This window comes from Chryseobacterium sp. RLHN22 (assembly GCF_051011795.1).
GTDB classification, from domain to species: Bacteria; Bacteroidota; Bacteroidia; order Flavobacteriales; family Weeksellaceae; genus Chryseobacterium; species Chryseobacterium zhengzhouense.
In genome coordinates this window covers 1-21786 of sequence record NZ_JBPCHW010000034.1, presented here as the reverse complement: position 1 = coordinate 21786, position 21786 = coordinate 1, and the positions used below count along the sequence as shown (strand labels likewise).

The 21786-nt window shown below is 35.3% G+C and carries 18 protein-coding genes and 1 rRNA gene; 13 read left to right on the top strand and 6 right to left on the bottom strand.

Going from position 1 to position 21786, the window contains the following annotated elements; all coding sequences use genetic code 11:
* The first annotated feature begins 16 nt into the window (after positions 1 to 16).
* Positions 17 to 124 (top strand): 5S ribosomal RNA (rrf, locus tag ACR1PN_RS19500).
* A gap of 920 nt (positions 125 to 1044) precedes the next feature.
* Here the strand turns inward: rrf and ACR1PN_RS19495 are convergent.
* Positions 1045 to 1515, bottom strand: a complete 471-nt coding sequence (locus tag ACR1PN_RS19495; RefSeq protein ID WP_378183227.1) for a VanZ family protein — start codon at positions 1513 to 1515, stop codon at positions 1045 to 1047.
* A gap of 178 nt (positions 1516 to 1693) precedes the next feature.
* Positions 1694 to 3322, bottom strand: coding sequence for an acyl-CoA carboxylase subunit beta (locus ACR1PN_RS19490; protein WP_433981393.1), 1629 nt, complete (start codon positions 3320 to 3322; stop codon positions 1694 to 1696).
* A 361-nt stretch (positions 3323 to 3683) separates the two neighbouring features.
* Between ACR1PN_RS19490 and ACR1PN_RS19485 the strand changes: the two genes are divergently transcribed.
* Genes ACR1PN_RS19485 through ACR1PN_RS19475 form a run of 3 tightly spaced genes read left to right on the top strand, consistent with a single transcriptional unit; the run spans position 3684 to position 6434 of the window.
* Positions 3684 to 4562, top strand: a complete 879-nt coding sequence (locus ACR1PN_RS19485) for a DMT family transporter (protein WP_433981392.1) — start codon at positions 3684 to 3686, stop codon at positions 4560 to 4562.
* A gap of 16 nt (positions 4563 to 4578) precedes the next feature.
* Entirely contained in the window at positions 4579 to 5658 is a 1080-nt protein-coding gene (locus ACR1PN_RS19480) for a PorV/PorQ family protein (protein WP_433981391.1), read from the top strand.
* Between the two features lie 14 nt (positions 5659 to 5672).
* Positions 5673 to 6434, top strand: a complete 762-nt coding sequence (locus ACR1PN_RS19475; protein WP_433981390.1) for a hypothetical protein — start codon at positions 5673 to 5675, stop codon at positions 6432 to 6434.
* Between the two features lie 59 nt (positions 6435 to 6493).
* Here ACR1PN_RS19475 and uvrC read toward each other — a convergent pair whose 3' ends face one another.
* Complete coding sequence (uvrC, locus tag ACR1PN_RS19470; protein ID WP_433981389.1) at positions 6494 to 8284, bottom strand: excinuclease ABC subunit UvrC; 1791 nt, start codon at positions 8282 to 8284, stop codon at positions 6494 to 6496.
* A gap of 78 nt (positions 8285 to 8362) precedes the next feature.
* Positions 8363 to 9127, bottom strand: coding sequence for a hypothetical protein (locus ACR1PN_RS19465; protein WP_433981388.1), 765 nt, complete (start codon positions 9125 to 9127; stop codon positions 8363 to 8365).
* Positions 9128 to 9256: 129 nt separating this feature from the next.
* On the opposite strand from ACR1PN_RS19465, the gene hutH reads away from it, so the two are divergent.
* On the top strand, positions 9257 to 10747 hold the full coding sequence (hutH, locus tag ACR1PN_RS19460) for a histidine ammonia-lyase (protein WP_433981387.1): 1491 nt from the start codon (positions 9257 to 9259) through the stop codon (positions 10745 to 10747).
* 95 nt (positions 10748 to 10842) lie between these two features.
* Positions 10843 to 11289, top strand: a complete 447-nt coding sequence (locus ACR1PN_RS19455; protein WP_433981386.1) for a GNAT family N-acetyltransferase — start codon at positions 10843 to 10845, stop codon at positions 11287 to 11289.
* 174 nt (positions 11290 to 11463) lie between these two features.
* On the opposite strand, the gene ACR1PN_RS19450 is transcribed toward ACR1PN_RS19455, so the two are convergent.
* Positions 11464 to 12222: a TIGR03915 family putative DNA repair protein gene (locus ACR1PN_RS19450; RefSeq protein ID WP_433981385.1), complete on the bottom strand. Its 759-nt coding sequence runs from the start codon at positions 12220 to 12222 to the stop codon at positions 11464 to 11466.
* Positions 12223 to 12227: 5 nt separating this feature from the next.
* A complete protein-coding gene (locus tag ACR1PN_RS19445) occupies positions 12228 to 13484 on the bottom strand; it encodes a putative DNA modification/repair radical SAM protein (protein ID WP_433981384.1) in 1257 nt (418 codons plus the stop codon).
* A gap of 137 nt (positions 13485 to 13621) precedes the next feature.
* Here ACR1PN_RS19445 and ACR1PN_RS19440 point away from each other — a divergent pair, with 137 nt between their 5' ends.
* The 7 genes from ACR1PN_RS19440 to ACR1PN_RS19410 all read left to right on the top strand — a co-directional run bounded on the left by ACR1PN_RS19440 (position 13622) and on the right by ACR1PN_RS19410 (position 21674).
* Positions 13622 to 14950: a hydroxymethylglutaryl-CoA reductase, degradative gene (locus ACR1PN_RS19440; RefSeq protein ID WP_433981383.1), complete on the top strand. Its 1329-nt coding sequence runs from the start codon at positions 13622 to 13624 to the stop codon at positions 14948 to 14950.
* 166 nt (positions 14951 to 15116) lie between these two features.
* Entirely contained in the window at positions 15117 to 16187 is a 1071-nt protein-coding gene (locus ACR1PN_RS19435) for a hypothetical protein (RefSeq protein ID WP_433981382.1), read from the top strand.
* Between the two features lies 1 nt (position 16188).
* A complete protein-coding gene (locus ACR1PN_RS19430; RefSeq protein WP_240583030.1) occupies positions 16189 to 16575 on the top strand; it encodes a DUF423 domain-containing protein in 387 nt (128 codons plus the stop codon).
* Between the two features lie 133 nt (positions 16576 to 16708).
* A complete protein-coding gene (locus tag ACR1PN_RS19425) occupies positions 16709 to 17986 on the top strand; it encodes a chloride channel protein (protein WP_433981381.1) in 1278 nt (425 codons plus the stop codon).
* 131 nt (positions 17987 to 18117) lie between these two features.
* On the top strand, positions 18118 to 19308 hold the full coding sequence (gene sucC, locus ACR1PN_RS19420; protein WP_433981380.1) for an ADP-forming succinate--CoA ligase subunit beta: 1191 nt from the start codon (positions 18118 to 18120) through the stop codon (positions 19306 to 19308).
* Between the two features lie 319 nt (positions 19309 to 19627).
* Positions 19628 to 20407: a response regulator transcription factor gene (locus tag ACR1PN_RS19415; protein ID WP_433981379.1), complete on the top strand. Its 780-nt coding sequence runs from the start codon at positions 19628 to 19630 to the stop codon at positions 20405 to 20407.
* Positions 20408 to 20477: 70 nt separating this feature from the next.
* Positions 20478 to 21674 carry an oxygenase MpaB family protein gene (locus tag ACR1PN_RS19410; protein WP_433981378.1) on the top strand — a complete coding sequence of 399 codons (1197 nt, stop codon included), beginning with the start codon at positions 20478 to 20480 and terminating at the stop codon, positions 21672 to 21674.
* Positions 21675 to 21786 lie beyond the last annotated feature (112 nt).

The window sequence follows — 21786 nt, the reverse complement described above, 5'->3', positions numbered from 1 at the left end:
AACATTATAAAGCCTTTAGGGTGGTTTTAGCGGTGGGGCTCACCTGTTCCCATTCCGAACACAGAAGTTAAGCCCACCAGCGCCGATGGTACTGCGAAAGCGGGAGAGTAGGTCGCCGCCAGTTTTTTTACAAAAGTCTCATACTTTAATTAGTATGAGACTTTTTTTTGCTTGAAACTCAAAGAAATCCAAACTCAAAACTCTAAGTTTAGCTTTGAATATTGAATATATTGCCAAAATAAGCAATAAGCGATGGATGATGAAAGAACCAGAGGAGCGAGCTGCTAATAGCATTGTAATTCAATACCAAAATACTGAAATCAAAAGCCCTGTAAGAGTGAGCTGGTGAATCTTTAGTTTCTATTTCTAAGATGAGACAAATAATAATGATGATCCAATATTTTCTATGGAAAGGAACTTTATTAATAAATATGGGGGATAATTAATTTAAAGAATTGAAGAATTTATATCCCAAAATCTTAGATTTAAAGTTCAATACCTATACTATAAAATTAAGTCTTCAATATTTAAAGATAAGTTTTTAGGTTAACTTGGTCTGGATAAAGCTGTCCCTTTTTAGATGAGATATTATCAATCAGCAATTATCAACTATCAATTATACATACAGAAAAAGATATTCAAAATATTAGATCATTGTGCCGCTCCTACGGAGCTTAAAAGGAGGCGATATTACAAAATGTCTACTAAGGTAACGCTCCTACGGAGCTCCCTAAATTATGTTATACAACGAAATTTTATTTAATCATATTAATATTAACTCCTATTTTCTTTGAATATAAGATGGGAGATTATCATTCACAAATAATAAGTAATCAAATATAAATTGATTTATTGTTATTAAATTCCTCAATGCGAAGAGATTTCAAAATAAAAAAGTCTACTTCCATAGCCCGGATCGAAGCGGTTACCCACAGCAAATTTGGAAGCTTGGGGGTAAGTGTTGGAAAGCTTAGGGCCGAGGAGTAGAAGCGGAGAGTCGGATTAAGCTCATATGAGTTATATTTATAAATGAATAAAATTGCCTTAGGAAACAGTGGGCTGTAACGATTTTTCTTCAGTTAATTCAAAATGAAATCTGATGTTCGCAATATTTTTCCAGGTTGCATATTTAAACAGGAAAAAACCTATAAGCATTCCTGTGGTATTTAAGAATATATCGTCAATATCAGCGACTCCACGTCCTGTCAAGTATTGAACGCTCTCAATAACACTTATTATGATTAAGAAAGAGAAAGTGGCTGGAATGAAACTATTAAATTTTCTTAAGCATAGCCCCAACCAACCAAAGGGACTGAAAACAAAAATATTTCCAATAATGTTAACAGCAAAATCTTCACTACTAACATGTGTATCTGTAAAGAATTTTTGTATTGTAATAAAAGGCTGCGTTTGTAGATAAGATTCGTGGGAAGCCTCTCTTCCTGAGCCGAAAAACATCATATATAATAGGAAAATAGTGTAAACTGTTATGAATACTGCAAAATATCTTTTCATAATATCATTGTAAAGTGGTGATATTGAGTTTGCAGGTGTTCGTTTAAGTCTTATAACAGCAAAGATCCTTCCTTTAGTATAAGTTTTAAAAGACTTTATTATTATTTAATATTATTTAACATAATATAAAAGCCTCACTTTATAGCGAGGCCTGACTGTATTTTATTTTTAATTGTAATTAAACTTGGATAACTCCAAGGTTAAATTTCTCAGTAATCGGAGAATGATCAGCAGCCTCAATACCCATGGAAATCCATTTTCTGGTATCTACAGGGTTGATGATCGCATCTGTCCATAGTCTTGCTGCTGAATAGGTCGATTCAGTTTGTTTCTGATATTTTTTTGAAATGGTATCTAAAATTTCCTTGTGTTCTTCTTCTGATATCTCTTTTCCTTGTTTTTTTAAAGTAGATTCCTGGATTTGTGCTAATACTTTTGCAGCTTGCGCTCCACCCATTACTGCTAAATCTGCCCATGGCCAGGCTACGATTAATCTTGGGTCATAGGCTTTTCCGCACATGGCATAATTTCCTGCACCGTAAGAATTTCCTGTGATGATAGTAAATTTAGGAACAACAGAATTAGAAACTGCATTCACCATCTTTGCTCCGTCTTTGATGATTCCGCCGTGCTCTGATTTTGAACCCACCATAAATCCGGTTACATCCTGTAAAAAGATCAATGGAATTTTTCTTTGGTTACAGTTCGCAATAAATCGTGTTGCTTTATCTGCAGAATCAGAATAAATTACTCCCCCAAACTGCATTTCTCCTTTACCGCTTTTTACCAGTTTTCTTTGGTTGGCAACAATTCCTACAGACCAGCCGTCAACTCTTGCAGTCGCACAGATTATACTTTTACCGTAATCAGGTTTATATTCTTCAAATTCAGAATTATCGACGATACATTTGATAATTTCTAAAGTGTCATACTGATCTGCCCGGGAAACCGGCATAATTCCGAAAATATTTTCAGGTTTTTCTTTTGGCGGAAAACTTTCAATTCTGTCAAAACCTGCTTTCTCATAGCTTCCGACAGATTTCATAATATTTTTAATACGGTCTAATGCATCTTTATCATCCTTAGCCTTATAATCGGTAACCCCGGAAATAGAGCAGTGCGTTGTTGCCCCACCCAATGTTTCGTTATCAATAGATTCTCCAATAGCAGCTTTTACCAAATAACTTCCTGCAAGAAATATTGAGCCTGTTTTGTCAACAATCATCGCTTCGTCGCTCATGATCGGAAGATAAGCTCCTCCCGCAACGCAACTTCCCATAACCGCAGAAATCTGAATAATTCCTGCAGCGCTCATTTTAGCATTATTTCTGAAAATTCTTCCGAACATTTCTTTATCAGGGAAAATCTCATCTTGCATTGGTAAATAAACTCCTGCAGAGTCTACAAGATAAATGATAGGAAGTCTGTTTTCCATGGCTATTTCCTGAGCTCTAAGATTTTTTTTACCCGTGATCGGAAACCAGGCTCCTGCTTTTACGGATGCATCATTAGCAACAACGAGACATTGTCTTCCCGACACATATCCCATTACAACGACTACACCCCCACTCGGGCAGCCGCCGTGTTCTTCATACATTTCATACCCGGCAAAAGCACCGATTTCTATGGAATCTGAGTCTTTATCAAGAAGATATTCTATTCTTTCTCTGGCTGTCATTTTCCCCTCATCACGAAGTTTTTGAAGTCTTTTTTCTCCGCCGCCTTTTTTTATTTCTGTAAGTATACGATTGATTTCAGACAATCTTAATTTATTTTGATCTTCTCTTTTGTTAAATTCAATATCCATGAAATACATATTTTAATCCGCCTAAAGATACTATTTTTAAGGAAAGTAGTGTAATTAGAAATAATTCAGTTTAAAATTTTGATTATCAGAATTTTATGAAATATTTAACGAAATAGTTGTTTTTTTTGGTGTATATTTTGCTAACTTTACAATAGAGTAATAGAGATGAAAGTTTCTATACAATTACTCTAAGTTCCTAGTTTATTTTTTTAATAGTTTATTATTTGAAGGCCCTGAAAGTTGAACAGACTTTCAGGGTTTTTAGTTTTAATGATTAATTATTTTTATCCTGCTACATTATTTTTCAGATTTAATGAATTGTGATTTGTAAATTTGTTTGTTTAAAATTTATGGGATCATCATGCAGAAATTAGCACTCTTCAGGTTACATTTAATTGTCTTTTTATGGGGCTTCACCGCAATTTTAGGTAAACTGATCACTGCTAATGCTCAGGTTCTTGTATTTTACAGAATGCTTTTCGCAGCAGTTTTTCTGTATGGGTTTATCAGAATATATAAAAAAGAAAGCGTTCGTATTTCAAAAAAGCTTTTTTTTCAGCTTGCGGGAGTAGGGTTTTTCATGGCTTTGCATTGGTATTGCTTTTTTTATTCCATTAAAGTTTCAAATGTTTCAATAGCATTAAGCTGTCTTTCTTTATCAACTTTATTTGCTTCGGTTTTAGAACCGATTGTTTTTAAAAGGAAGATTGATCTGTCTGAGGTTATCATGGGAATTGTAATCGTTGCCTGTATTTTATTAATATTCAAAACAGAGTTTCAATATAAGGAAGGAATTTTATATGGGATTTTGTGTGCTGTTTTCGGAACAATCTTCTCGGTTTTCAACGGTAAGCTTTTCGGTAAAACAAGTTCTGGAAATATTATTTTCTATGAAATTTTCTCGGGCTGGTTTGTTTTAATGTTATTTTATTTAGTAACAGGACAAATCATGCAGATGAACGAAATAAATTACAGAGATTTGGCGTTAATAGGCTTATTGGCCAGTGTGTTTACAGCCTATCCGATGTTTGAATCTGTAAAGCTGATGAAATATATTTCGCCTTTTACGCTAATTTTAACAGTTAATTTAGAACCAGTTTACGGAATTATACTAGCTTTTTTTATCTTTGGGGAATCGGAACATATGAGCCCGATATTTTATGTGGCATCGTTGGTTATGATTTTGGCAATTGTTGTAAATGCACTTATAAAAACTAGAAAACAAAAAAAACTTAACTAAGCATCAATTGTATAGGATGAAAAAATATCTACTATTCGTATTTTCACTTTTATTTGGATTCGCACAATCTCAGATCATCAGAAAATATTCCAACGAATTTTTAAATATCGGAGCCGGGGCAAGAGGAATCGGAATGGGAGGCGCGGTAATAACCAATCAGGACGATGTTTATTCCCCGATGTGGAATCCCGCTGGTTTGAACGGTATTACCAGAGATTGGCAAGGTGCTGCCATGCACGCAGAATATTTTGAATCGATTGCTAAATATGACTATTTAGCATATGCAAAAGTTTTAGAAAACGGAGTTTTTGGTGTTTCCGTTGTCCGTTTGGGAGTTGACAATATTTTAAATACCACTCAGCTTATCGATACAGAAGGAAATATTGATTACGATAAAATTACAAAATTTTCACAGTCGGATTATGCAGGAATTATTTCTTATGCTTTTAATCCGGGCGGAAATCCAAAATTGGATGTCGGTGTTAATGCAAAAATTGTTTACAGAAATGTAGGGAAATTTGCGAGCGGTTACGGTTTTGGTTTTGATGTTGGTGCTATTTATAAAGCCGATAATGGCTGGAAGTTTGGAGGTGTTTTGCGTGATGCTACAACTACTGTCAACTTTTGGAGCGTTAACCAAAAAGAATTGTCAACTATCGTAAACGGAGAAGAATTCAACCCTGCACCCACTGATAAAATGGAATTAACAATGCCTAAACTGAATGCAGGTGCGAGTAAATTATTCAATATCAACAGTAGCTTATATGTTTTGCCGGAAGCAGGAATTAATGTGGATTTTGCTAAAACCGCTGCGCTTCTTTCGACAGATTTTGCAAGTATTACACCTTATGCAGGAGCCGAATTAGGTTATCAGAAAATGATTTTTGTAAGATTGGGTGTGAACAGATTTCAGTCGATTACAGATATTGAAGATCTGCAGAGAAAAGTTTCTTTTCAGCCAAGTGCAGGTATCGGAATTCGCTACAGAGGGTTAACGCTTGATTATGCCATCAGCAATTCCGGAATCGGAGGTTCTAATTTTTATTCTAATTTCTTCTCATTGAAGCTGGATATGGGAGAATTCAGAAATGATTAATACAAAATAAATTTATGAAAAAATTATCCGTTATTATATCTTCTTTTTGTGTTGTGTTATCGTATGCACAGAAAGTTTCAGATTATAAATATGTAGTTGTTCCGAATGCTTTTGAAAGTTTTAAAAAAGACAACTACGGACTTAGTACTTTTTTAACCAAAAACCTGAAAGCAAAACAGTACACGGTAATTACCGAAAACAGAGGTCAATGGCCTGAAGAAGCCAACACAAACCCTTGCAGTGTTTTAAACGCAGATGTTGTAAATGACAGTGGTTTTCTGAAAAATAAAGTTGTTTTAGAATTTAAAGACTGCAACAATAAAGTAATTATAAGCCAGAAAGGAAGTTCATCCATAAAAGAATTTCAAGAAGGTTTTCAGGATGCGCTTTCTAAAGCTTTGGCAACTATTCCTGCATCTAAGCCAATTGAAAATATAAATTATAAGCAGGAAACCACTTATGTTACTGAAGAAACGGTGAAACCTACTCCTCAAATTAGTGAGCCAAAATCCCAAGCTTCAAAAGCAGAAAGATACAGCAACGGAAAGCTCAGTCTTCAGAGAATTCAGATTGACGCTTCTCAATTTATTCTGGCAGACGGAAACAGCTCTGTTCCTTTTGCAACATTTAAGGAAACAACCAAAAAGGATGTTTATAGAGTAAAATTAGCTTCCGGAGAATCTACAACCGGTTATTTCGAAAACGGAAATTTAGTGATCGAAATTCCGAAAGGTAATGATGAATATTCGAAAGAAATTTTTACACCTATTAAATAACTAAAAAGTAAAAAATCCGTTTCACAATCAATGAGACGGATTTTTAATATTGATTCAAATTAACTATTAAAGAATTCCCACACTACTTTCGCTTTAGATTTTCCTAAAATTTCCTCTAAAGTTTCCAGGTTTGATTCTTTTATTCTTTTAACAGATTTTAATTTTGACAATAAAAGTTCGATGGTCTTTTCTCCGATACCGGGAATTTCTTCAAGTTCAGATTTTATGGTTGAATTTTTTCTTCTCGTTCTGTGATGTTTTACCCCAAAGCGATGGGCTTCGTCACGTACTTGTTGTAAAATTTTTAAGGTTTCAGATTTTTTATCTAAATATAAAGGAATTGGGTCTTCAGGAAAAAAGATTTCTTCCAGTCTTTTGGCAATTCCTACAATGGTAATTTTTCCGTAAAGTCCGAGAAGTTTTAAGCTTTTTACCGCAGAAGACAATTGCCCTTTTCCACCATCAATTAGGATTAATTGAGGCAAGCTTTCTCCTTCGTCCAGCATTCTTTTATAACGTCGGTAGATGACTTCTTCCATCGTGGCAAAATCATTCGGGCCTTCAACCGTTTTCGGATGAAAAATTCTGTAATCAGCTTTGCTCGCTTTTCCGTTTTTAAAAACAACACAGGCAGAAACAGGATTGGTTCCCTGGATATTCGAGTTGTCAAAACCTTCGATATGCCTTGGCTCTACAGGCATTCTCAGCAGTTTCTGCATTTCGGCCATGATTCTGTTGGAATGTCTCTCGGGATCTACAATCTGAACCTGCTTTAATTTTTCTAAACGGTATTCTTTTGCATTTTTTTCAGAAAGCTCAACGATTCTTTTTTTGTCGCCAACTTTCGGAACAATAAGCTTTACATTCGGAATTTCAACAGTCAGATGAAAAGGAAGCAATACTTCTTTAGAATCTGAATTGAATTTCTGACGAATCTCTATCAAAGCTTCTTCCATGATTTCCTCATCGGTTTCCTCCAGCATTTTTTTGATCTCTGTGGTAAAACTTTGAATGATATTTCCGTTTCGGATTTTAAAATAATTGACGTAAGCTGCTGTTTCATCACTCGTCATCGCAAAAACATCCACGTCATCAATATTAGGATTTACAACCGTGTGTTTTGCCTGGTAATCTTCCAGAATGTCCAGCCTTTCCTTAATCATCTGCGCATTTTCAAACTGTAGATTTGAAGCGTATTTTGTCATCTGATTAATCAGATAATCTTTCGCATGACGGAAGTCTCCTTTGATAATTCCGCGGATTGCATCAATTTTTTCATCGTAATCCTCTTTACTTTCTAATTCTTCACAAGGCCCTTCACAGTTTTTAATGTGAAATTCAAGACAGACTTTATATTTTCCTTCCTCAATTTTAGCGGGGGCTAAATTTAAATTACAGGTACGAAGTTTATAAATATGTTTTATGGTATCCAATAAAATCTTGGCAGGACGCACTTTTGCATAAGGTCCGTAATACTCCGAGCCGTCTTTAATTTTATTTCTGGTCAGGAAAATTCTTGGGAAATTTTCATTTTTAATACAAATCCACGGATAAGTTTTATCATCCTTCAACATCACATTATAAAACGGCTGATGTTCTTTTATCAGGTTATTTTCCAATAAAAGCGCATCATATTCGCTGTTGACAATAGTTGTTTCCAGGCGGTTAATTTTCCCGACCATAATTCTTGTTCGGTATCCGGAAAGTGTTTTGTTGAAATAGGAGAGTACTCTTTTCTTCAGATTTTTTGCTTTTCCTACATACAGAAGATTTTCGTTTTTATCGTAATATCGATAAACTCCGGGTTCTGAGGGCAAAGTTTTGAGCTGTAGTTCTAAAGAAGGATTCATAGCACAAATTTAAGCAATTATGATGCACAAAAAAAGCCGCAGAATATCTGCAGCTTTGAAATATTTTTACAATCTAATTTATCCGTTGGTCATTTCAGTGTATTCATTGACCAAAAAGCTAAAGTAATCCCAATCCACAGATTTTTTAGGATATTTTTTCATGAATTCTGCATTGTCGCCAAATAAGAAATCATAATTGTCTTCAAAATCATCTTTATGAAGCCACATTATTTTGTCTCCTTTTTTTACATAATAAGATTTAATCACTCCGCCTCCCAATTGTGGTGAACCTCCTATTGAAAAACCGCCGGTCTCTTTCGCCCTTGGGTCGTAGTAAACAGAAATAATGTCGCTAAATTCAGGATTAATAAGTTGCATCAAGAATTCCTTGTCGTCTTTCTTATTTTTCAGAGATACAGTTTGGTTCACAAAATGAATATTTTCACCGTTTGTGTTTTTAGTCAGCTTTTTAGTTCCGAAATTTCTGATGTTTCCAAAATATTTACCAACCTTAGCAATTTTCTCTACATTACTCGGATAAATGTACATTTCGCTTACGTTTTCTGCATTAAAGGTCATCTGCTTCTTTGTTGTGCTGTCTTTAATGGCAATTTCGTAAATCTGTCCTTTTTTAGAATCGACTTTGCTGCAGTATCCTTTACTGACAGTTCCGTCTTTCATAATAATTGTTGATATTTTCTTAGGAGAGGGAATGGTAAAACCTTCGTTAAAAAAATAGGTTTCCATTTTTTTAATCTGGTCTTTCGAATATTTTACTTTTTCCTGAGCGAAAGCTGAAACACTAATCACGGAAAGAGCCAATAATAAAGCTTTAAGTTTCATTGGTATTAGTTTAAATTAATGGTGATAAAAATAGTAAAATAATCGGCTTGTGATTGAAATATTTTATCTATGAAATATCACTTTTTCAGTGTGCTTCAAAATGTGTATTTTTAGGCAAATTTTTTTGAAATGATTTACGGTATAGATACTTTCAGTTTTCATGATGTTTTGGAAATTTGTAAAGACCCAAATAAAGCTAAATTAAATAAAGAAGCGAAAGACCAGATTATAAAATCTCAGAATAATGTAAGAAAGATTGTGGAGTCAGACCGTTGTGTTTATGGTATTAATACAGGATTCGGACCACTTTGCGATACTAAAATTTCGGCGGATGAAACAGCGCAGTTACAATATAATTTAATTATTTCTCACGCAGTAGGAGTGGGAAAACCGATTGATAAAGAATATTCAAAAATCATGATGATTGCAAAAGTTCATGCTTTGTCGAAAGGTTTTTCGGGAGTTTCTCTGGAAGTAATCGAGCGATTTATTGTAATGCTTGAAAAAGATATTATTCCTGTTGTTCCTGAGCAAGGTTCTGTAGGAGCTTCAGGAGATTTGGCGCCGCTTTCTCATTTGGTGTTACCACTTTTGGGACTTGGGCAGGTTTGGGTAGGAAACGAAATTTTTGAAACTGCTGAAATTTTAGAAAAAAACAATCTTGAGCCATTGGTTTTAGGACCAAAGGAAGGTTTGGGATTAATCAATGGAACTCAGTTTATTTTGGCTCATGCTATAAAAGGGTTAGAAAAATTTGAATATCTTTTGGACTTGGCAGATATGACTGCGGCAATGAGTCTTGAAGCATACAGGGGTTCAGCAAGTCCGTTCAAAAAAGAGCTTCACGAAATCAGACCGTTTGAAGGAAGTAAAAAAGTAGCGGCAAGAATGCTTAAGTTTTTAAAGGATTCTGATAATCTTAAATCTCATGAATATTGTGATAGAGTTCAGGATCCATATTCCATGAGATGCGTTCCGCAGGTTCACGGAGCAAGCAGAAATGCTTTTGAACATCTGAAAATGATGGCGGAAACCGAGTTGAATTCTGTAACCGATAATCCAATCGTATTAAGTGCTGAAGAATCAATTTCCGGAGGAAATTTCCATGGACAATTAATGGCATTGCCTTTAGATTATGCAACTTTGGCTGCTGCAGAATTGGGAAATATTTCAGACAGAAGAAGTTATTTATTATTGGAAGGAAAATATGGCTTACCAAGATTATTAACGGAAAGTTCTGGTTTAAATTCAGGATTTATGATTCCGCAATATACTTCTGCAGCTTTGGTTACAGAGAATAAAACGCTTTGTTTCCCGGCTTCTGCTGATTCTATTCCGACAAGTTTAGGTCAGGAAGATCACGTTTCAATGGGAAGCATTTCAGGAAGAAAATTCAACCAGGTTCTTGGGAATTTAGTGAATATTTTGGCAGTAGAGTTAATGTTTGCAGCACAGGGATTAGAATTCCGAAGACCTGCAAAATGTTCAAAAATCATTGAAGAAAACTTTGCTATTCTCCGTTCAAAAGTTGCAAAACTGGAAGATGACCGATTGATTGGAGAAGATATGTTGGCAATTGCCGAGCTGATTAATGATAGAAAATTTGTAGTGAATTTTTAAAATAAATTTCTCGCAGATGAAATAGATTGAGCAAATTTATTTTATCATCTAAAAAATTTGCTCAATCTGTGAGATAAATTTAAAATCCTTATAAAATGCAAATTCTTAGAACAACTTCAGAAAATATCGATTTTCAAAATTTAGTAAAAAAGTTAGATATTTATCTTGCAGAAATAGATGGGGAAGATCATGCATTCTACGATCAGTTCAATAAAATTGATCTGTTAAGAAACTGTATTGTTATTTTTGAAAATGACAAAGCGATTGCTTGCGGAGCAATAAAACCTATTGATGAAAGCACAATGGAAGTAAAAAGAATGTTTACACTTCCTGAATATCGTGGAAAAGGTTTGGCCGTATCGGTTTTAAAGGAACTCGAAATCTGGGCGAAAGAGCTTGGCTATGAGAAAACAGTTTTAGAAACAGGAAAAAAACAGATAGAAGCTGTTGCGCTTTATAAAAAATGCAATTATTCAATTATTCCAAATTACGGGCAATATGCCGGAATTGAAAATAGTATCTGTTTCGAGAAAATTTTATAAAAAATACAATAGAGTCGGGCTTTAGCCCGATTTTTTTGTGAAAGTAATTTGGCTTTAGCCAAACTTATGTGCCATTTCCCAAGAACAGCTCCGTAGCGATACCTTTGTAGGAAAATAGTAAAACCAACATAGAACTCCGTAGGAGTTCAATCTTTTAAATAAGAATAATATTTTTTACCATTTCTCCGTCAAATATTTCCAATATCTTTTCGGAACATGCTGAATGTGAAGCTTAGTATTTTTCCTTTCTTTAATATTGGTTTTCGTAAAATAGCTTTGCCAGAGCGTTTGGTATTTTTTTTCTTCGTCGTGGAATTTTTCCTGGTACTGGTTTAAATCTAATTTTTCATCGGGATAAAAGAATTCGCAGTTTTCCAAATCGTAGAACAATCCGTAATGTCTCCGAAGATCATAGATCATCCATTTTTGGTCGGCATATCGGTCTTTGAAATGTTTCCGAATCAGTGGCAACACATTGAAATCAGGATCAATTTTTGCAAAGAAAACATCATCCTGCATTTTTTCAAACCTTACGAAAGCGGTCATTCTGTGTCTTTCCCTGCTTACGGATTTGCAGATTTTGGAGATTTTCAAAATATCATCGTTAGCGAAGTTTTTTAGGACATTATCGTTCGGAAATTTCACAGATTGTCTCACCACCGATAAAATCAACTGTTCCAATTCATTATCTTCCGAAAGATATACGCGCAGCAAATCATTGATTCCTGATTGGCCAATGCTCTTTTCCAGCTTATTCAGAACTCTTTCAGATTTTTCCTGTTGGGTAACAACCTCGTGAACTTCTGCAAACATATTTTTCTGTTGGAAATTTTCTGTGTTCACGATTTCCACATCCTGATAACGATACTCGAAAACTTCAAATATCGCTGTGAAAAGTCCGTCGAAACTGCCGTCGTAGAAAAGAATGGTCATTTTAATTAAAACAATGTCAATTGCTGGGAAAACTGATTCTGAAATTTTGACTGACTTCCACTGAGAATTAATTTTCTCAAATTCAAATCAGTTAAATGTTTCAGAAACGGATTTCCATATGTAAAATCAATAAAATATTTAGCACGGTTGACCGCTGCTCCGAGTTTTTTAAGGTGGTCAATTGTCAAAACCTGAAATTGTCTTGCGCTTACAATTTTCTGTGCTGTTTTTACTCCAATTCCCGGAATCCTTAGAATCATTTTATAATCAGCGGTTTGAAGATTAACAGGAAATTGGTCGAGATGCCGCAACGCCCAACTTAATTTTGGGTCAACTTCCAAATCTAAAAAAGGCATATTGAAATCTAAAATTTCGTCCGCTTTGAAGCCATAAAACCGCATCAGCCAATCTGATTGATACAAACGATTTTCCCGCAACACAGGAACTTCCGATGTAATTGCCGGTAAGCGATTGTCGACCGTTACAGGAATATAACCTGAGTAATAAACCCGTTTCATTCCGTAGTTTTTATAAAAATGGTCGGCCACTTTGATGATTTGTAAGTCATTTTCGTTGGTGGCGCCCACAATCATTTGAGTTGATTGCCCTGCTGGAGCAAATTTCGGGGTGCTTCTGATGATCTTCTTCTCATCTTTATATTGCTGAATTCCTTTCTGAACAATCCGCATAGGCTGAAGCATATCCTCGCGGTTTTTATCAGGAGCCAATAATTTTAATCCAGATTCAGTTGGAATTTCTAAGTTTACGGAAAGTCTATCAGCGTAAAGTGCGGCTTCATTCATCAAATCGTCACTCGCTCCTGGAATTGATTTCAAATGAATGTAGCCATTGAAATTATGTTCAGTTCTCAGCTTTTTTGCCACCCGAACCAGGCGTTCCATTGTCGTATCTGCGTCTTTGAAAATTCCGGAACTCAGAAATAAGCCCTCAATATAATTTCGTCTGTAAAAACTGATGGTCAAATCAACCACTTCTTCAACTGTAAAAGCAGCACGTTTGATGTCATTTGATTTTCTGGAAACACAATAGATGCAATCGTAAATGCAATGATTGGTCAGAAGAATTTTGAGAAGCGAGACACAACGTCCGTCTTCCGTATAAGTATGACAAATTCCGCTGGCTGAACTGTCGCCCAAGCCACCTTTGTTTTTTCGTTTTCCGCCGCTGGAAGAACACGAAACGTCATACTTAGCAGCATCTGCAAGTATTTCGAGTTTTTCTTTGATGCGGTCGAAATTCATATTATTTTATGTTTGAGACATTGTTTGTTATTAGCAAAATTAAGTCAGAAATTGAGAAAAATCAGAACTTTTAAAGCAAACTTATCCACATATTTCCAAAGCAAAATTAGTATATTTACGGACAATAAATGTATGCTATGAATCATAAACCGATAGAAGGTTTTTCTAAATTAACCAAGCAGGGAAAAATAGACTGGCTTGTCAACGAATATCTCGAAGGAAACCAGGAATATCAAAATATACTCAGTCAATATTGGAACGAAAATGCTGATTTGCAAAAACTTCACGATGAATTTTCTGAAAATACCATTTCCAATTTCTACATGCCTTACGGAATTGCTCCGAACTTTTTAATTGATGGAAAGTTATTCGCTCTTCCAATGGCTGTTGAAGAAAGTTCGGTGGTTGCAGCGGCTTCCAAAGCTGCCAAGTTCTGGATCGATAAAGGCGGTTTTAAAACAACGATCATTAACAACGAAAAATTAGGTCATACCCACTTTATTTTTAATGTTGAACCTCATAAACTGCTTCATTTTTTCAACTTTAATTTAAAGAAGAAACTAATTGAGGCTACCAACGACATTACTGCGAATATGAGAAATCGCGGTGGCGGAATCTTAGATATAAAATTAGTCGACAAAACTTCCGAAATGCCGAATTATTATCAGTTGAAAGCAAGTTTTGATACGGTAGATTCGATGGGCGCTAATTTTATTAATTCCTGTCTGGAACAGTTCGGGAAAACATTGAAACAGGAAGTTGCGATCAGTGAAGATTTTTCACAGGAAGAGAAGAATTCTTTACAGATTGTGATGAATATCCTTTCGAACTTTACACCGGATTGTATCGTAAGAGCTGAGGTTTCTTGCAAGATAGAAGATTTAAAAGATGACAGCGGAATTCCCAATGAAGAGTTTGCCTGGAAATTCAAGCAGGCAGTAACCATTGCTGAGATTGAGCCTTTCCGTGCTACCACTCACAATAAAGGAATTATGAACGGAGTAGATGCTGTTGTAATTGCTACAGGGAACGATTTTAGAGCAACAGAAGCTTGTGCACACGCTTATGCGGCAAGAAACGGAAAATATTCTTCTTTAACACATTGTACAATCGACAATGGAATTTTCAGATTCTGGATTGATCTTCCGATTTCTGTTGGTGTTGTAGGTGGTTTAACGAATCTTCATCCGTTGGTTAAATTCTCTTTAGCATTGCTTGGAAAGCCTTCTGCGCAGGAATTGATGAGTATTTTAGCGGTTTCCGGTCTCGCTCAAAATTTTGGAGCGCTGCGTTCTTTGATCACCACCGGCATTCAGAAAGGTCATATGAAAATGCACTTATTGAATATTTTGAACCAATTAGGTGCAACAGAAGAAGAAAAGCAGCATTTTGTGACGTATTTCAAAGATAAAACGGTGAGTCATCACGAAGTGATCAATGAGTTTAACAGAATGAGAGGTCAGTAATGCTACAAATTATTTTTGCCATCATCTTCTTAATCTTTGGTTTGTTTTTAAAGAAAACCAATCATCCCGGATTCAGAAGTTCTAAAAGATTTGCTATCATGTTTATCATTTTAGGGGTTGTAATACTGATTGGCAAGCTAACTTCATATTTTTTACATCCTGCATAGTGAAAAAGAAAATTATATTTTTTCTGCTGATTTCCGGCTTAAGTTTTTCACAACAGAAAAGTTTAACCATTAAGGATTTGCCTCCAAAATCTGAAGACACTGTTTTTCCGGTGATTTCTTATGCTGTAAATCCCAGAGTGGAAAATAAAATCAATACCTTTTTGCAGGTTGACCAGTTGGAATACATTCCCGGATCTTCAGAAAATCCATTTAAGCTTGTTTCTACAGGAAAGACTTCCTATTCCAATTATGTTTATTTTTATAGTTGGGAAAAGCTGGAAACGCCAAAAAACATATTGAGTCTTGCGTTAGATGGAGAAGCTTCAGGCGCTTATCCTGAAGGTTTTTCAATTTGGAAGAATTTTGATCTGAGAACGGGAAATTTCATTAACGCTAAAGATTTATTTCAATCAGGTTCCGTGAAAACGGTTGAAAATTTAATTCAGAAAAGTATTAAAAAAGAGGTCGGTGATTTTCTTGTTCAGTTAAAATCTGAGAAGAATCCGTCGGAAGAAGTGGCGGATCAGATTGCTATTTACGAAGACTGCTTCACGGATTTTACTTTGGAAGATATTGAATATTATTTCGGCAAAGATAAATTAACCTTTGTTGCCGGAAGGTGTTCGAATCATGCGATGAGAGCGTTGGATGATTTAGGAAGTCATGTTGTAGAGTTTCCCTATAAACAGTTGGAAAAATACTGGAGTCCTTATGCGAAAAATTTGCTGTCAGGTTCAGAAACGGCTGACAGAACAAGTTTTAGCAATAAATTATATAAAGGAAAAATTGATGGCAAATACCCTATCACAGTCTTGATCGGCAAAGTGTATCAAGATGGTTCTTTTTCTGCAAAGTACTGGTATGATAAAACTAAAAAGCTGATTGAATGGAATGGTAACATCAAAGGAAATCATATATCTATAATAGAAAATGATTATTATAGTGAAGAAACCAACCAATGGATTTTTAGAGCTTTAGTAGAAGCGGAGCTGAAAGGCAACACTATTGTTGGAACCTGGCAGGATTATAAAACAAAAAAATATTTGAAACTAGAATTAGAAGAATTATAAAATGAAAACAGTTACTTTAGTTTTTGGAGCCGTATATGGAATGCTTTCCGTAATTCTTGGTGCATTCGGAGCACATGCCTTGAAGAAGATTTTGTCCGTGGAAAGACTGGAAAGTTTTGAAACAGGAGTAAGATACCAAATGTATGCTGCATTTTTCTTATTAATTATCGGCTACATTTTGAAGTTTGAAACTTCATCAGAAAAATGGACCTCAATTTTAATGATTGCCGGAACATTTTTATTTTCAGTAAGTATTTATTTCCTGAGTCTACAAGATTATTTGGGTGTAAACCTTAAATTTTTAGGACCGATTACACCGCTCGGAGGATTATTAATGATTCTGAGCTGGTTAATGCTTATTTTTCATTTTGCGAAAGGCAGAATTTAAAATGGAGGCGCGAGCGTCAAAGCACATAGTATTAGCAATGCAATCCTGAGGCTTTCGAAGCATTAGTGTAAGCACTTCAAATTTGAAAATATTAAAAACAAATGATGATCTTTTTAATATTTAATGAATCAAAATGAGAATCAACAGAAGACGAAGACTCATCAAAACATTTGATCTTTTGGATCAGCCTATCAAATTCAATCCGTTTGTATTTAGCCGTACTTTTTTTATGTGGGCGATTACAGGATTGGTTGGCGGGATTATTGCCGGTCTTTATTGGATTGTTCTGGAACACTTTACAGAATTTTTAGCCGAATTTCAGGGTTGGATGGTAATTCCGACGATGGCAATTTGCGGTTTACTGGCAGGTTTAGTCATTCATTTTATCGGTGATCCCGGAGAAATTCATCTGATTGTTAACAATATCAGGTTTAATAAAGGAAAATTGGATCCGAAAAATAATCCTTCCATGATTTTGTCATCGCTTTTTTGTGTAGCATCGGGTGGAAGTTTAGGTCCGGAAGCTCCTTTGGTTCAGGTGACGGGCTCTACAGGAACCTGGCTGGGAAAAATATTCAGATTGAAAGGGGAGGAGCTACGTTCTTTAAGTATTGCGGGAATGGCTTCCGGTTTTACTGCGCTTTTCGGGGCTCCGCTTGGAGGAAGCTTATTTTCGCTGGAAATTCTTCATCATAAACATGCCGTAGAATATTATAAAGCGATTATTCCTGCGTTGGTAGCAAGCTGTTTCAGCTATGTGATGTTTGCTCTGATTATCCATTTGGGAATTGGAGCGACGTGGGATCTGAAGGCCTATCATTACACCGGAGTTTACGATTTTGCTTATGCCACTGCTTTAGGTGCTGTAGGAACTTTATTTGGCTGGATTTTTATTTTCATAGTAAAGTTTTTTAAGAAAGTATTTGAATACAGAAAATTCCCAATTTACATTAAAACTTTGGTAGGTGGAATTATACTGGGAATTATTGCTTTTTATTTTCCCATTACAAGATACTTTGGACATAATGAGATCAACCAGTTAATCAACGGAAATTTTGCGCTGAGTTTTTTAATTGTTGTTTTAGTTTTCAAAATTTTAGCAATAGCAATTACCGTAACTTCAGGATGGAGAGGTGGTTTTATTATTCCTCTTTTCTTTGTGGGAACAACTTTAGGATTAATTATTCATCATGTATTTCCGACGGTTGATACAACATTAGCGATTGTAAGTTGTATGGCAGCAATCAATGCCTGTGTTACAAGAACTCCGATGAGTACAACGATCATTTTGGGAACTTTAACAGGCTTTACCTATTTTGTTCCAATACTTTTTGCAAGCTTAACAGGTTATTTTCTGGCTCCAAAAATCCCGTTTATCGGATCTCAATCTGAGAAATTATCCGAAGAATAAAGCAAATTTGGAGAATATGTTAAAAATCAAGTCAGGAGAGCTTTAATTTTTAAGCCAATAAACTTGAACTTCCGTGTCTTTTTATTAAATTTGTCAACCTTTAATTTTTAAAATAAAATAATAAAAATAATATGAATCTTCACGAGTATCAATCAAAAGAGATTTTATCAAAGTATGGAGTAGCTATCCAACGTGGTTTCGTTGCAAACAACGTAGAAGAAGCTGTAGCAGCTGCAGAAAAATTGACTGCTGAAACCGGAGCCCAGGCTTGGGTTGTAAAAGCACAAATTCATGCAGGTGGTCGTGGTAAAGGTGGTGGTGTAAAGTTTTCTCCAAACATAGATAAACTTAAAGAAAACGCTGGTAATATCATCGGAATGCAGTTGGTAACGCCACAAACTTCTGCTGAAGGTAAAAAAGTACACTCTGTTTTGATTGCAGAAGACGTTTATTATCCTGGAGAATCTGAAACTAAAGAATTTTATGTTTCTATTCTCTTAGACAGAGCTGAAGGTAAAAATACGATTGTATATTCTACTGAAGGGGGGATGGATATCGAGCACGTTGCAGAAGTAACTCCTCATTTAATCCACAAAGAAATCATTGATCCTGCTTTAGGTCTTCAAGGTTTCCAGGCTAGAAAAATTGCTTTCAACCTAGGTCTTGAAGGGAATGCTTTCAAAGAATTCGTAAAATTCATCGGTTCTCTTTACAATGCTTATACAGGTATTGATGCATCTCTTTTCGAAATCAACCCGGTGCTGAAAACTTCTGATAACAAAATTATCGCAGTAGATGCTAAAGTAACTTTAGATGACAACTCATTATTCCGTCACAAAGATTTAGCTGAGCTTAGAGATACAAGAGAAGAAGATCCAATGGATGTTGAAGCTGGTGAAGCAGGTCTTAACTTCGTAAAACTAGATGGTAACGTTGCTTGTATGGTAAACGGTGCAGGTCTTGCAATGGCAACTATGGATATCATCAAATTATCAGGTGGTAACCCAGCTAACTTCCTTGACGTAGGTGGTACTGCAGATGCTCAGAGAGTACAGACTGCTTTCGGAATCATCTTGAGAGATCCGAACGTAAAAGCGATCCTAATCAACATCTTCGGAGGTATCGTAAGATGCGACAGAGTTGCTCAAGGAGTTGTAGATGCTTACAAAGCGATGGGTAGCCTTCCAGTTCCATTGATCGTAAGGTTGCAGGGAACTAACGCTGTAGAAGCTAAAAAATTAATTGACGAATCTGGACTTCCTGTTCATTCTGCAATTACTCTGGAAGAAGCAGCCAACAAAGTAAAAGAAGTTTTAGCTTAAAACTAAGTTAGCTTAACAATATAAAATCCGTTTTCTTTTGAAAACGGATTTTTTGTTGGGATACCATTTGAATCATTCAAATGGTGTAAAAAATAACTTTTTCATCAACAGATTTAAAATTAGCAAATAGCTTAATTTTAAAATAAAATCTTTAGCTTATTAACAGAGTTTTAAAATAATTAATATCCCTAAATTTTACGAAGAGTTTTCATGATTATTAGGTTATACAAAGATTGGCTTTTTTTAGTCACAAAAAAATAACACTTTAGGCGTATTTTTTAAGAAAATTTTAACTATTTTTATAATCAAAGCTTAGCCTATGGGAAAATCTGAGGAAAAACATCCCCTTATTGATGTATGGAATTCTTACAGAGCATTACGTGAAAATGGCAATGCACCACTTAAAAATCCTTCGATTAAGCAGATTATTGGTGAAATGTTCGCTATTGGTAATTACTACTATTATGTTTTGAATTTAGCTGATAGTACACTTACCGGACATCATAAAAATATTCTTAAACTCCACGGCTTCAAAAAGTTTCCGGAGCATCTTAAACAAATCATAGATCTTATACATCCTGATGATATTTCTTTTGTTTTGAATGCAGAAAGAATAGTAATCGAAAAGATCATTGAAGTAGGAAAAGAGTTTCAGCTTTATCTGAAGCCAAGTTATTGCTTTAGAATGAAAACAACCAAAGGGAACTATGAACTCTTTCATCATCAGGCAATTCATACTTTGGAAGATGATGAAGGTAATCTTATACAATCTGTGAATATTCACACAAACATTCAGCACATTACCAAAGAAAATCCTTATACAATTCTTCTAACCGGTATTTCTCCAAGAGTAGATTTTATTCAGGTAAAAATTGATCCAACTGTGCCAACATTTTTATCATCGGAAAATGACCTTACCAAAAGAGAAACCGAAGTTTTATCGTTGATTGCCAGAGGATATTCAGGTAAAGAAATCTCTTTAATGCTTATCTTGTCGGAACACACCGTTCGTACTCATCGCCGCAATATTTTACATAAAACACAATGCAGAAACAGCAAAGAACTCGTGAAAAAAGCTTTTGATTTGGGCTTGATTTAATTTGAGTTTAAATTCAAACTGACAAATCTCACGATCTTTTTTCGGCGCAAAACTTGTAACTTTAGCCTTGATGAGAAATTACAACCTGCAACCAAGATTTAAAGATTCTGCACATTTTAAAAATTTCTGGGCAAAAGGAAACGGAAAACAACTGACCGATTTTTCCGGAGCCGAACTGAGCTTTAATGATTTTGAAAAATTCTCCCATTTCTTTTATCATGTAGATGAAATTGGTGATGAGGTTGTAAAAGATATTTACTTCAAAAAGAAATACAGTGAAGCTTCGCGGGAAATAGAGCAGTATATCAGAAACGGAGTTTCAGAAAATGATGATGTTCCTGAAAGTGTCAAGAAACTTTTTCTTCAAGCCCAGACGACTCCCGATTGGCTTGATTATGATTTGATTAATAAAGGTGCAGAATTGTGCATGCGAAGCAATCTTGATTCTTTGATTTCACTCAGAGATTATTGCTTGATCGGCGGCTATGATTATGCCTATCTCAATAAACCTTTAATTGCTACTGAAGCTTTGAAAAAAGGAGCAGTAAAAAGACTTTCAGAAACATTGGATTTTTGGGTTAATGTCACACGATATGATGCTTTGGAAGTTCACAAAAAAGGTTATGAATTTGCCATTAAAACACGACTGATCCATTCTTACGCAAGACTTTCTATCAAAAAACATTACAAAAATTGGGATAAGGAAAACTGGGGCGAGCCTATCAATTCCTGGGATATGATGGCAACATATATTGGTTTCAGCCTCGTTTTTTTACACAGTCTTCATAAGTTGGGAAATACAATTTCTGCCGAAGAGGAAAGAGGACATTTTCATCTCTGGAAATATGTAGGATATCTTTTAGGGATTCCCGAAGAATTGCTTCCGAATAACAAAAAACAGGCTACGGAATATTTTTATTTGTGGACCTCTGTTCAGCCGCCTTCAGATAAAGACTCTGTTTTACTGGCTCATTCTCTGCTTAATGAGTCTTTAGAAAACCCAATTTTAAAGTTCAAATTTCAAAGAAAAAATCTGCGTTATTTACACATTTGCTGTACGTGGTTCTTGCTCGACGATGAAGTTTGTAAAAGACTTCAGATTCCTGAGGTTCCGTTCCGAAGTGGCTTTCCCGTAACAAAGAGAATGATCAATAAAATTTATGATTCAACCGTAAGCCGCGAAACAAGAATAAAAAAAGGAAACAAAGACCAGATGAAAGTTCTTGAAGACTATCTGAAAATTACACAGAATTCAAATTTTCATTAAGATACTAATTACTCATTATTCATTTTCAGGAACCATTTCCAGCTTTCCGCACTCGCTATTTTTCTTACTCCCCGGCGGGGGGGGGGGGGGGGGGGGGGGGGGGGAGGAAAAA